The organism is Neptuniibacter sp. CAU 1671 (genome assembly GCF_029222905.1).
In the GTDB taxonomy this organism is placed as follows: domain Bacteria; phylum Pseudomonadota; class Gammaproteobacteria; order Pseudomonadales; family Balneatricaceae; genus Neptuniibacter.
The window spans coordinates 310,499-321,814 of the sequence record NZ_JARHUE010000002.1; the positions used below are offsets into that span (position 1 = coordinate 310,499).

The 11,316-nt window shown below is 50.8% G+C and carries 12 protein-coding genes; 7 read left to right on the forward strand and 5 right to left on the reverse strand.

From position 1 onward, the window contains the following. Window positions 1-72: 72 nt before the first annotated feature. Window positions 73-372 carry a YciI family protein gene (locus tag P2G53_RS05445; RefSeq protein WP_275814950.1) on the reverse strand — a complete coding sequence of 100 codons (300 nt, stop codon included), beginning with the start codon at window positions 370-372 and terminating at the stop codon, window positions 73-75. A gap of 9 nt (window positions 373-381) precedes the next feature. Further along, complete coding sequence (locus tag P2G53_RS05450; protein WP_275814953.1) at window positions 382-927, reverse strand: septation protein A; 546 nt, start codon at window positions 925-927, stop codon at window positions 382-384. Window positions 928-1,084: 157 nt separating this feature from the next. Here P2G53_RS05450 and P2G53_RS05455 point away from each other — a divergent pair, with 157 nt between their 5' ends. From P2G53_RS05455 to rluB, 4 genes are all read left to right on the forward strand, one after another. Continuing rightward, window positions 1,085-1,915, forward strand: a complete 831-nt coding sequence (locus P2G53_RS05455; protein WP_275814956.1) for a PHP domain-containing protein — start codon at window positions 1,085-1,087, stop codon at window positions 1,913-1,915. Between the two features lie 40 nt (window positions 1,916-1,955). Further along, window positions 1,956-2,576 carry an L-threonylcarbamoyladenylate synthase gene (locus P2G53_RS05460; RefSeq protein ID WP_275814959.1) on the forward strand — a complete coding sequence of 207 codons (621 nt, stop codon included), beginning with the start codon at window positions 1,956-1,958 and terminating at the stop codon, window positions 2,574-2,576. A 94-nt stretch (window positions 2,577-2,670) separates the two neighbouring features. After that, window positions 2,671-3,063, forward strand: a complete 393-nt coding sequence (locus P2G53_RS05465; protein ID WP_275814962.1) for an H-NS histone family protein — start codon at window positions 2,671-2,673, stop codon at window positions 3,061-3,063. 99 nt (window positions 3,064-3,162) lie between these two features. Further along, window positions 3,163-4,038, forward strand: a complete 876-nt coding sequence (rluB, locus tag P2G53_RS05470) for a 23S rRNA pseudouridine(2605) synthase RluB (protein WP_275815255.1) — start codon at window positions 3,163-3,165, stop codon at window positions 4,036-4,038. A 25-nt stretch (window positions 4,039-4,063) separates the two neighbouring features. Here the strand turns inward: rluB and P2G53_RS05475 are convergent, their stop codons facing one another. The 3 genes from P2G53_RS05475 to ubiG are packed head-to-tail and all read right to left on the reverse strand — an operon-like array spanning window position 4,064 to window position 6,224. Continuing rightward, window positions 4,064-4,804, reverse strand: a complete 741-nt coding sequence (locus P2G53_RS05475) for a YciK family oxidoreductase (RefSeq protein WP_275814965.1) — start codon at window positions 4,802-4,804, stop codon at window positions 4,064-4,066. 2 nt (window positions 4,805-4,806) lie between these two features. Next, window positions 4,807-5,508, reverse strand: coding sequence for an HAD-IA family hydrolase (locus P2G53_RS05480; RefSeq protein ID WP_275814968.1), 702 nt, complete (start codon window positions 5,506-5,508; stop codon window positions 4,807-4,809). Further along, entirely contained in the window at window positions 5,505-6,224 is a 720-nt protein-coding gene (ubiG, locus tag P2G53_RS05485; RefSeq protein WP_275814971.1) for a bifunctional 2-polyprenyl-6-hydroxyphenol methylase/3-demethylubiquinol 3-O-methyltransferase UbiG, read from the reverse strand. The genes P2G53_RS05480 and ubiG overlap by 4 nt, the downstream gene beginning before the upstream one ends. A gap of 217 nt (window positions 6,225-6,441) precedes the next feature. Here ubiG and gyrA point away from each other — a divergent pair, with 217 nt between their 5' ends. The 3 genes from gyrA to pheA all read left to right on the forward strand — a co-directional run bounded on the left by gyrA (window position 6,442) and on the right by pheA (window position 11,307). Then, window positions 6,442-9,051, forward strand: a complete 2,610-nt coding sequence (gene gyrA, locus P2G53_RS05490; RefSeq protein WP_275814974.1) for a DNA gyrase subunit A — start codon at window positions 6,442-6,444, stop codon at window positions 9,049-9,051. 63 nt (window positions 9,052-9,114) lie between these two features. After that, window positions 9,115-10,197, forward strand: a complete 1,083-nt coding sequence (serC, locus tag P2G53_RS05495; RefSeq protein ID WP_275814977.1) for a 3-phosphoserine/phosphohydroxythreonine transaminase — start codon at window positions 9,115-9,117, stop codon at window positions 10,195-10,197. Window positions 10,198-10,212: 15 nt separating this feature from the next. Next, window positions 10,213-11,307: a prephenate dehydratase gene (gene pheA, locus P2G53_RS05500; protein WP_275814981.1), complete on the forward strand. Its 1,095-nt coding sequence runs from the start codon at window positions 10,213-10,215 to the stop codon at window positions 11,305-11,307. Window positions 11,308-11,316 lie beyond the last annotated feature (9 nt).

The following is an 11,316-nucleotide window of genomic DNA, read 5'->3' on the forward strand; positions in this document are numbered from 1 at the left end:
TTTTCAGAGCTTTTAGTCTTCCCTGATGCTGTATCCCTATTCTAAACGTCAACCATTATAGTTTCCGTAAATCTAAGGTAGAACCTTTTTATACGGTTTAACCGTGACATTTTTGTAAACACCCTGTTGCTTGTAGGGATCCTGATCGGCCCAGGCTTTTGCTTCTTCCAGGCTGTTAAATTCTGCAATGACCAGGCTGCCGGTAAAACCTGCCGGGCCCGGATCTTCAGAATCAATAGCCGGATGAGGGCCTGCTACCAACAGTCGTCCAGCTTCTTTGAGTGCTTCCAGCCTGGCCAGATGTGCGGGACGGGCGGCCAGACGTTGTTCAAGGCTGTTTTCAATATCCTCAGCAATAATGGCGTAATACATGGCTGGGATTTACTCCTTATGTTCTGAGTTCTGAATATGGCGAGACAAATAAAAACCCTGGGCCAGAATAAATAGAACGGTCAGGCCCAGCATGCCAAACAGTTTAAAGTCGACCCATATCTCCTCACTGAAACTGTAAGCCACGAATAAATTGACAATACCCATCAGGACAAAAAATATAATCCAGGCAATGTTCAGATGGCGCCAGGCCTGTGCAGGTAGACTGATGCTGTTACCCATCAGGCGCTCTACAATCGTTTTCTGACCAATAAAGTGGCTACCCAGAAAGGCGATTGCAAACAACCAGTTCACAACGGTGGGTTTCCACTGAATAAAGGTTTTGTCCTGCAGTAACACCGTGGCGCCGCCCAGCAACACGACCAGGCCCAGTGTGACCAGCTGCATGGTTTCTATGCGGTGAGTTTTCAGCCAGCTATACAGCATTTGTACCAGCGTCGCTGGTATCAGAACTGCGGTGGCAATGATAATATCCCCTGTCATCTTGTAGATGATGAAGAAAATCACCACGGGCAAAAAATCTAACAATAACTTCATGACAACCCTTTTTAAAATTTCGCTGGCTCAAGCTGATATTTGAACAGTGTCTAATTAAGTTGCCGCCTAGTATAAAGTTGGGATGCCCGGATATACAGTAGAGATGCATCAACTTGGCACAGCTTTCCTTAACCTAAACAGAACCGTGATCCCTAATATGCTGCCGCGATACGATTTACATTGCCACTCGACTGCATCTGATGGCGCATTGACCCCATCGCAGCTGCTTGGTGTTGCGCTGGAACGCCAGATCGAAGTGCTGGCATTGACAGACCATGACACCGTGTCGGGTGTGCTTTCGCTCCGCAGTGAACCGCTGCCTGATGGGTTGCAACTGATCCCGGGTGTGGAGTTGACCTGTCTCTGGGAGGGTCGAGTGATTCATCTGCTGGGTTTGGGTATAGATCCTGAAACATCCTCGTTAAGCGATTATCTGGAGAAAGTCAGAACCCTGAGGATTGAGCGGGGGAAATCGATTACCCGGCGTTTACAAAAACATAATCTGCCGGATATCTATGCCAGTGCCTGCGAAATTGCCGGCAGTGAGATACTGGGTCGTCCGCATATTGCACGGGCTTTGGTTGCAGCGGGTGCACTCTCCTCTGAACAGGAAGCGTTTAAACGTTATCTGGGGACAGGTAAGCCGTGTGATATTAAGGCGGTATGGCCTTCTCTTGAAGAGGCAGTGGCGGTGGTTGCTGAATCTAAGGGTGTCTCAGTGATTGCGCATCCCACCAAATATAAGATGACGTTCAGTAAATTGCGACGCTTGGTGGCTGATTTTGTAGAAGTGGGGGGCAACGGGGTTGAGGTGGCGTACCCGGGTGCTACACCTGATCAGCAGAGGCATCTGCTCAGAATTGCCGATCAATATCAGTTGATGGTTTCCGGTGGCAGTGATTTTCATACACCTGAATGTAATTGGACAGCGTTGGGTAAGTTTCCGCCAATGCTGAATTCGGATCTGCACGTTTTACACCATCTATAATTCAAAATTATCTCGGTTTTAAACCAAGGACAAATTCGCAGTGAGCCAGTTTTTTCAGATTCATCCAGAGAATCCGCAGGCAAGATTAATCAATCAGGCGGTAGAGATTATCCGTAGTGGTGGTGTGGTTATTTATCCCACGGATTGTGCCTATGCTTTAGGTTGTCATTTGGGCGATAAGGGTGCAATGGAGAAAATAAAACGCATTCGACAGTTGGATGATAAACATAATTTTACGCTGGTCTGTCGTGATTTAAGTGAAATTAGCACCTATGCCAAGGTGGATAACAGTAATTATCGAATGCTGAAATCCTGTACCCCCGGTGCTTATACTTTTATTTTGAAAGCAACCTCTGAAGTGCCGCGTCGGTTATTGCATCCAAAACGTCGCACGATAGGTATTCGTATCCCTAATAATCCTATTGTGCTGGCGCTGACTGAAGCGTTGGGTGAGCCTATCATGAGCACCTCCCTGATTATGCCGGGAGAAACTGACCCTCTGACCGACCCCTATGAGATGCGGGAACTCTTGCAGCATCATGTGGATCTGGTCATTGATGGTGGTTATTGTGGCATGGAGGCAACCAGTGTTATTAATTTAACTGAAGACGTGCCAGAGGTAATTAGAGCGGGCGCGGGTGATGTTTCTCTTTTTAATTAATAAAAAAAATATTATTTAAATGGCTTTGAATCTTGATTCATTTTTCGCTATATAGATAATTACAACTTTAAAAAGCACAGATAGTGAAGCCATTATGTCAGAATTTGCAAAAGTAATTACTCGTAAGAACTCTTTGCGTAAACAATGCCACGAACTTTCCGTCAGTGAAATTGAAAAAGTTATTTCAGATCTCACTGAAATTCTCGAAGAGCGTCGTGCAGAAGAAAATGAACGTCTGGCGGCAGAAAAGGAAAAACTGGCCAAGATTGAATCAATCCGTAAGACCATGCAGGATGCGGGTGTTGATATCAGTGATCTGCTCGAATTAGTGGGTGAAGCTAAACCAGCCAAGAAAAAGGTTGAAGCAAAATACCGCGTGACCGATGCAGAAGGTGTTGTGCATGAATGGTCTGGACGTGGCCGCACCCCGCAGGTATTTAAGGATCACTTCGCTAAAGGATTTACTAAAGACGATTGCCTGATCTAAAATTATCGTCTTGAACAGCAGGCCCTTTCGGGATTACTCGAGAGGGCTTTTTTTATGTCTATATCGATCAAATTTATTGATCGGGTATCAGGTGCGTCAATGGCAGATGAAAAGTTACATAAAGTTTTGGCGCGCTCCGGAATTGGCTCACGTCGTGAGATGGAGCGTTGGATAGAAGCGGGTCGGGTCAAGCTGAACGGTCAGTATGCCCGTTTGGGTGATCGAGTTGGGCCGACAGACAAGGTGTACGTTGATGGTCACCTTGTTAGCATGATGTTTGAAGAGGACACGCCGCGTCGTGTTCTTATTTATAACAAGCCGTTGGGTGAAATCTGTACCCGTCATGATCCTGAGGGTCGGCCCACGGTATTTGAAAAACTGCCCAAGCTGCCGTCCGGTCGCTGGATTGCAGTTGGTCGTCTCGATATAAATACCACCGGTTTGTTGTTGTTTACTACCGATGGCGAGTTGGCGAATGCGTTGATGCATCCCTCAGCCCAGATCGATCGCGAATATGCGGTACGTGTTCTCGGGCAGGTGGCTGATGAAACGTTGCAGCGTCTCAAAGAGGGTGTGTTACTGGATGATGGCATGGCCCGCTTTAGCGACGTTCAGTTTTTTGACGGGGAAGGTGCTAACCGCTGGTATCACTGTGTGGTCATGGAAGGTCGTAACCGTGAAGTGCGTCGTCTCTGGGAGTCTCAGGGGGTTCAGGTTAGCCGTCTGAAGCGTGTACGTTACGGGCCGGTCTTTTTGCCCAGCGATGTGAAAGTGGGCAAGTGGAAAGAGTTAGAAGGTAATCAGGTCAATGCCCTGGCAGGCATGGTTGGGTTGTCAGATAAAGCTGTTTTTCAGCCGACGCCGGGTCAACGGAAAGAGCAGGTTCGTCAGGTGCGTAAGCAGACGGCCCGGCAGCGGGTGGAGCCGGAACGGCGCAAAAAACCAATGCCTAAACCACAAAAAAAGCAGCGTTAAGCTGCTTTTTTTATTTAAGGGCAGTTTACTGAGCGTTCAGTGACTGACCATTGACCTCCAGGCTGTCATCACCCATCAGGTAGAGGTAAACCGGCATGATTTCTTCAGGTGCTGGATTGTCGGTGGGGTTTTCAGCCGGATAGGCCGTGGTGCGCATCTGGGTTCGGGTGGCGCCCGGGTTGATGCAGTTGCAGCGAATCTGGCTGATATTGCCAAGCTCATCTGCCAGTACCTGCATCATGCCTTCAGTCGCAAATTTAGAAACACTGTAGGCACCCCAGAATGCACGACCCTGACGGCCAACGCCGGATGAGGTAAATACGATGGAGGCATGTTCTGCTTTGTCCAGCAGAGGCATGACCGCCTGGGTCAGCATAAAAGGTGCGGTGAGGTTGACCTGCAGGACCTGCTGCCAGATGGTAGGGTCATAGGACGACAGGGGTGTGCGTACGCCGAGAATACTGGCGTTGTGCAAAATACCGTCCAGACGGCCAAACTCATCTTCAAGTTTAACGGCCAGTTCATCAAAATCGTGTTCTGGTGCGCTGTCCAGATTCATCGGTACAAGCGCGGGCTGGGGATAACCAGACGCTTCAATTTCATCATACACCGCTTCCAGTTTTTCCAGTGTGCGACCCAGCAGAATCACTGTGGCACCGTGAGCTGCATAGCTCAGAGCCGCCGCGCGGCCGATACCGCTACCGGCACCGGTTACCAGAATGACTTTATCCTTGAGCAAGTTGGCCGGAGCCTGATAATCAAACATGTTCAGTACGGTCCTGTAACAAACGAGGTCGAATTCTTATATAGGGAGTCTAGCAGGGGAAGTAGCTCTGTAGGTTGTTCGATTAGATAATCGGCCTGCCAGTCTGCGGCATCTTCCCCCTGGTTCAGGTAGCCATAGGCGGCTGCGATGGTGTGCATGCCGGCGCGTTTGCCTGCCTCAATGTCTCTGGCGTGGTCGCCCACATAAATGGATTGTGTGGGAATGCAGCCGACCTCTGTGCAGGCTTTGTAAAGGGCTTCAGGGTGTGGTTTGCGCTCTGTTACGTGGTCAGGGCAGATGACGGTGCCGGCGGTCAGATCGAGACCCAGCTGGTTAAGCAGTGGGGTGGTATAGCGTTCAGGTTTGTTGGTGACAATACCCCATGGAATCTGCCTGGATTGCAGCCAGTTCAGGCATTCGCCTAAACCTGCAAAGAGTTGGCTGTCCACGGCAATATTCTCCAGATAGAGATCAAGCATGCGTTGATGCAACCGGGTAAAGTCGGGATCTTCTTCTTCAAGCCTGAATGCTGCGCCGACCATGGCGCGGGCGCCATTGGAAACATAGCTGCGCAAAAACTCGAAACTGACCGGTGGTTGCGCTTCCTCTGCCAGCAGGAGATTCACCACACGATAAAAATCCGGTGCGGTATCAATCAGGGTGCCATCCAGGTCAAACAGTACAGTGCTTTGCATGGGTGTCATGCGATGTCCGGTTTGTGTGTTGCGAGCAGGTAGTTTACGTCTACATCACCGGGCGTCAGGCGGTAGTGTTTGGTCAGTGGGTTATAGGTCAGCCCGGTGATTTCAAGACTTTCCAGTCCGTTGTTACGCACCCAGTTACCGAGTTCAGAGGGGCGGATAAACTTATTGAAATCATGGGTACCATCCGGTACCAGTTTTAGCAGCTTTTCGGCACCGAGAATGGCAAACAGGTAGCTTTTGGGGTTGCGGTTTAATGTCGAAAAAAACAGATATCCACCTGGGCGGCAAAGAGTTGCGCATGCATTGATGATTGAAGCCGGATCAGGTACATGCTCCAGCATCTCCATGCAGGTCACAATATCGAATGATTCGGGTTGCTGTGCTGCGAGTTCTTCGACGGCGATCTGCTGATAGGTGACGTTAACGCCGGATTCCAGGCCATGCAGACGGGCTACTTTTAGCGGGGCTGCGCCCATATCAATGCCGGTCACTTCAGCGCCACGTTGGGCCATGGATTCGGACAAAATGCCACCGCCACAGCCTACATCCAGTACCTTTTTGCCTGCCAGTTTGCCGATCCGATCAATAAAGCCCAGTCGAAGTGGGTTGATATCGTGCAGCGGCTTGAATTCACTGTTGCGGTCCCACCATTTGCTGGCAAGTTCTTCAAACTTGGCAATTTCCTGAGGATCGATATTCGGGCTGGTCTGAGTCATGGCTGCTGTTCTTATGGCAATTTTGGCCGCATTTTAGCACCCCCGTCTGAGCGGTGACAGTTTGCTGCGCGTGCGTCTTGTAAAGAGGCTGATCCGGGTCGGTAAAACTGTGCGCAAGGGCTTAATTTAACAGGATTCCCCTGTTTCAGTTGTGGTATACTCCTGCGGTTAAAAAACACGCGGAATGTCTCCGTGGAACTATAAGCAAGGAATCGGAATGGGTGATCTAGCCAGAGAGATTCAGCCAGTCAATATCGAGGATGAACTGAAGCAGTCTTACCTCGATTATGCGATGAGTGTCATTGTCGGGCGAGCACTGCCTGATGCGCGTGATGGTTTGAAACCGGTGCATCGTCGAGTGTTGTTTGCCATGAATGAACTTGGCAATGACTGGAATAAACCCTACAAGAAATCAGCCCGTGTTGTCGGTGATGTGATCGGTAAGTATCACCCTCATGGTGACAGTGCGGTTTACGACACCATAGTGCGCATGGCGCAGAACTTTTCCATGCGTTACATGCTGGTGGATGGCCAGGGTAACTTCGGTTCAATCGATGGTGACTCTGCGGCGGCCATGCGATACACCGAAATTCGCATGGCTAAAATCTCCCATGAGTTGCTGGCCGACCTGGATAAAGAGACCGTCAATTTTGTAGATAACTACGACGGTACTGAAAAAATTCCTGAAGTGCTGCCAAACCGTGTGCCTAATCTGCTGGTTAACGGTTCTTCGGGTATCGCCGTTGGTATGGCGACCAATATTCCCCCGCACAATCTGAGAGATGTGATCCTGGGCTGTATCGCGCTGATCGAAAATGCCGATCTCAGCATCGATGAGCTGATGGAATATATTCCGGGCCCTGACTTTCCCACCGGTGGCATTATCAATGGCCGTGCCGGCATTGTGCAGGCCTATCGTACCGGTCGTGGCCGTATCTATGTGCGCGCCAAACACCACGTTGAAGAAGACCCTAAAACCGGTCGTGCGTCACTGATCATTACTGAAATTCCTTACCAGCTGAACAAAGCGCGTCTGATTGAAAAGATTGCCGAGCTGGTTAAAGAGAAAAAGCTGGAAGGTATTTCAGAGCTGCGCGATGAGTCTGATAAAGACGGGATGCGCATTGTAATTGAACTGCGTCGTGGCGAAGTGCCTGATGTGGTGATCAACAACCTGTTTACCCAAACCCAGATGGAATCTGTGTTTGGTATCAATATGGTTGCGCTGGTTGATGGGCAGCCGCAGTTGCTTGATCTTAAGTCAGCACTCGAATGTTTTATCCGTCACCGCCGTGAAGTGGTCACCCGCAGAACAGTCTATGAACTGCGTAAAGCCCGTGAACGTGGCCATATCCTCGAAGGTCTGGCGGTTGCACTGTCCAATATCGATCCGGTTATTGAACTGATCAAACAGTCGCCAAGCCCTGCTGAGGCGAAAGAGCGACTGATTGCAGCGGCCTGGGCGCCGGGCGATGTGATCGAAATGCTGGAGCGCGCGGGTGAAGATGCCTGCCGTCCGGAAGATCTCGACGACTGTTTTGGTCTGGTAGATGGCCAGTACAGGCTGTCTCCGGTTCAGGCTCAGGCGATTCTTGATCTGCGTCTGCACCGTCTGACTGGTCTGGAACATGAAAAGCTGATCGCTGAATATAAAGATCTGCTGGATAAGATCGCTGAGTTGCTGAAGATTCTGGGTTCCCGCGAGCGTCTGATGGAAGTGATTCGTGAAGAACTTGAAGCAGTGCTTGAAGAGTACGGTGATGAACGCCGCACCGAGATCACGGCTTCACGTCAGGATCTGACCATAGCTGATCTGATTACCGAAGAAGATATGGTGGTGACCATTTCTCACGGCGGTTATGCGAAAACACAGCCGCTGGCTGACTATCAGGCGCAGCGTCGCGGGGGTAAAGGTAAGTCTGCTTCTTCGCTGAAGGATGAAGACTTTATCGAGCACCTGCTGGTTGCCAACAGCCACGATACGATTCTGTTGTTTACCGACCGCGGCAAGGTTTACTGGTTAAGAGTGTTTGAGATTCCACAGGCGAGCCGAACCGCCCGTGGGCGTCCGGTGGTGAATATTCTGCCACTGGATGAGAATGAACGGATCAGTACGATTCTGCCGGTGGGTGAATACGAAGCCGATAAATTTATTTTTATGGCAACAGCCTCCGGTGTTGTGAAAAAGACTGAACTGACCAATTTCTCACGTCCACGCACCAGTGGTCTGATTGCGCTGGACCTGCTGGAAGATGATCACCTGATCGGTGCGGCTATCACCAATGGTCAGGACGATGTCATGCTGTTTACCAGTGCCGGTAAATGTATGCGTTTCCGTGAGTCCGATGTGCGCCCAATGGGCCGAACCGCTCGCGGTGTCCGTGGTGTACGCATGGATGATGGCATTAAAGTGATCTCTCTGATCATTCCTCAGGCTGAAGGTAAAGTCCTGACTGCCTCCGCCAATGGCTACGGCAAGAAAACCTCAGTGGATGACTTCCCGGTGAAAGGTCGTGGTGGTCAGGGTGTCATTGCCCAGCAGTGCTCTGAACGTAACGGTGAGCTGGCGGGTGCCGTACAGGTATTCAGCGGTGATGACGTGATGCTGATCAGTAACCGCGGAACGTTGGTGCGTACCTCCTCTGACGGTATCTCCGAACTGGGCCGAAATACCCAGGGCGTTACCCTGATCAGGGTGTCTGATCAGGAAAGTCTGGTCAGTGTGGCCCGTATTGAAGAGCCTGAAACTGACGAGACGGCGGAGCTGGAGGATGCTGTGTCGGACGTTGCTGAAACACCGACAGCAGCGGATGAACCCAACGCCTAATCAGTTAAATGCGGCGCGGTGAGCGCCGCTCTTTTTATCCATGATCCAATTGAAGAGCGATACATGACACGTAATTACAATTTCAGCGCCGGCCCTGCCGGTCTGCCTGATGCCGTCCTGGAACGGGCACAACAGGAATTGCTGGATTGGCACGGCAAAGGACTTTCCATCATGGAGATGAGTCACCGTAGCCAGGAGTTTGTAAGTGTTGCCGAAAAGGCTGAACAGGACCTGCGGGATCTGATGAATATCCCTGCGAACTACAAAGTGTTGTTTTTGCAGGGTGGTGCTACTTCCCAGTTTGCGATGGTGCCTTTGAATCTGTTGCGTGGTAACAGTCACGCAGACTATCTGAATACAGGGATCTGGTCTGAAAAAGCGATCAGTGAAGCCAGCCGTTATTGTGAAGTGGCGATTGCCGGTTCCAGTCAGGCTGATAACTTCACCCGTGTGCCGCGTCAGGATGAGCTGTCGCTGAATCCGCATGCGGCATATGTGCATTACACCCCTAACGAGACCATTGGCGGTGTGGAGTACGATTACATTCCGGATACCGCGGGTGTGCCGCTGGTGGCGGACATGTCCTCCAACATCCTGTCTCGCCCGGTAGACGTAAGTCGGTTTGGTCTGATTTACGCAGGTGCTCAGAAAAATATTGGCCCAGCGGGTCTGACTGTGGTGATTGTGCGTGAAGATCTGCTTGGTCATGCCAGTGGTAATGCGCCGACCATGTTTGACTATAAAGTGCATGCTGATGCTGGTTCCATGTGCAATACACCGCCAACCTTTGGTTGGTATCTGGCGGGGCTGGTGTTTGAATGGCTGAAAGAGCAGGGTGGTTTAACCGCTATGGAAGCACTGAACCGACGCAAGGCAGAAAAACTGTATGCCTGCATCGATGGCAGTGATTTTTATGGTAACCCGATGGTGAAAGCTAACCGCTCCTGGATGAATGTGCCATTTACACTGGCTGATGCATCCCTCGAGAAAACTTTCCTCAAAGAGGCGGAAAGTGCTGGTTTGCTGAATCTGCAAGGGCATCGCTCAGTCGGTGGCATGCGTGCCAGTATCTACAATGCTGTCACTGAAGCGGCGGTGGATGCGCTGATTGATTTTATGCACAGCTTCGAAAAGCAGTACGGTTAAGAAAGGGCTGGCAGAATGTCTGAACAGGAAAAAGAACTGGGTAAACTGCGTGATCAGATCGATGCGATTGATCAGCAGATTCATACGCTGTTGAACCAGCGTGCCACCTGTGCACAGCATGTGGCCGAAGTGAAGCAGAAGTTCCGTGGTGATGAGCCCCCTGTTTTTTACCGTCCAGAGCGTGAAGCCCAGGTACTACGTGCCGTGATGCAGCGTAATCAGGGACCCTTGCCTGATAAGGAAGTGGCGCGCCTGTTTCGTGAAATTATGTCCGTCTGTCTGGCGCTGGAGTCTCCGTTGCGGGTGGCCTTCCTGGGTCCGGAAGGGACCTTCACGCAACAGGCAGCCCAGAAACACTTTGGCCACAGTGCGCAGAATCTGCCGTTGCCTGCACTGAGAGATGTGTTTCGTGAAGTGCAGGCGGGCGCTGCTGAATACGGCGTGGTGCCTATCGAAAATACTACGGAAGGTGTGGTCAGCCACACGGTTGATCTGTTCCGTCAGTTTGATCTGAAAATCTGTGGTGAAGTTGAAGTACCGGTGCATCTTCATCTGTTGATGAAAAAAGACGCTGATCCGTCTCAGATTACCCGTATTCTGTCCCATCAGCAGTCCCTGGCGCAGTGCCGTACCTGGCTGGATCGTAACTATCCTCAGGTTGAAAAAATCTCCGTCAGCTCCAATGCTGAGGCGGCCAGACTGGTGGCTAATTCTCAGGATCTGGGTTGTATGGCCATTGCTGGCGATATGGCGGCAGAGCAGTATGAGCTGGTCAGCGTGGTGCGCAACGTTGAGGATAATCCGGATAACAGTACCCGGTTTTTGATTATCGGGACGCAGGATGTGGGTCCCAGCGGCGATGACAAGAGCTCAATACTGGTCTCTGTAACGAACCAGCCGGGTGCGCTGTATCAGTTGCTTGAGCCTTTCTACCAGCACAATATCAGTCTGACCCGCGTTGAATCCCGTTGTAATCGGCAGCATTCCATTTTTTACATCGATTTCTCCGGACACTACTCTGAGCCTGCGGTGCAGGCAGTGTTAAGTCAGTTGCAGCAGGTGAGTACCGAGCTGAAATTGCTTGGTTCCTACCCGCGTGCGGTGCTCTGAGGGCCGATC

Excerpts from the sequence above, each read along its gene's own strand:
- gyrA (WP_275814974.1), top strand. The coding sequence starts at position 6,442 with ATGGGTGATCTAGCCAGAGAGATTCAGCCAGTCAATATCGAGGATGAA.
- rluB (WP_275815255.1), top strand. The coding sequence starts at position 3,163 with ATGGCAGATGAAAAGTTACATAAAGTTTTGGCGCGCTCCGGAATTGGC.
- P2G53_RS05475 (WP_275814965.1), bottom strand. The coding sequence starts at position 4,804 with ATGTTTGATTATCAGGCTCCGGCCAACTTGCTCAAGGATAAAGTCATT.
- P2G53_RS05480 (WP_275814968.1), bottom strand. The coding sequence starts at position 5,508 with ATGACACCCATGCAAAGCACTGTACTGTTTGACCTGGATGGCACCCTG.
- P2G53_RS05455 (WP_275814956.1), top strand. The coding sequence starts at position 1,085 with ATGCTGCCGCGATACGATTTACATTGCCACTCGACTGCATCTGATGGC.
- serC (WP_275814977.1), top strand. The coding sequence starts at position 9,115 with ATGACACGTAATTACAATTTCAGCGCCGGCCCTGCCGGTCTGCCTGAT.
- P2G53_RS05465 (WP_275814962.1), top strand. The coding sequence starts at position 2,671 with ATGTCAGAATTTGCAAAAGTAATTACTCGTAAGAACTCTTTGCGTAAA.
- pheA (WP_275814981.1), top strand. The coding sequence starts at position 10,213 with ATGTCTGAACAGGAAAAAGAACTGGGTAAACTGCGTGATCAGATCGAT.
- ubiG (WP_275814971.1), bottom strand. The coding sequence starts at position 6,224 with ATGACTCAGACCAGCCCGAATATCGATCCTCAGGAAATTGCCAAGTTT.
- P2G53_RS05450 (WP_275814953.1), bottom strand. The coding sequence starts at position 927 with ATGAAGTTATTGTTAGATTTTTTGCCCGTGGTGATTTTCTTCATCATC.
- P2G53_RS05445 (WP_275814950.1), bottom strand. The coding sequence starts at position 372 with ATGTATTACGCCATTATTGCTGAGGATATTGAAAACAGCCTTGAACAA.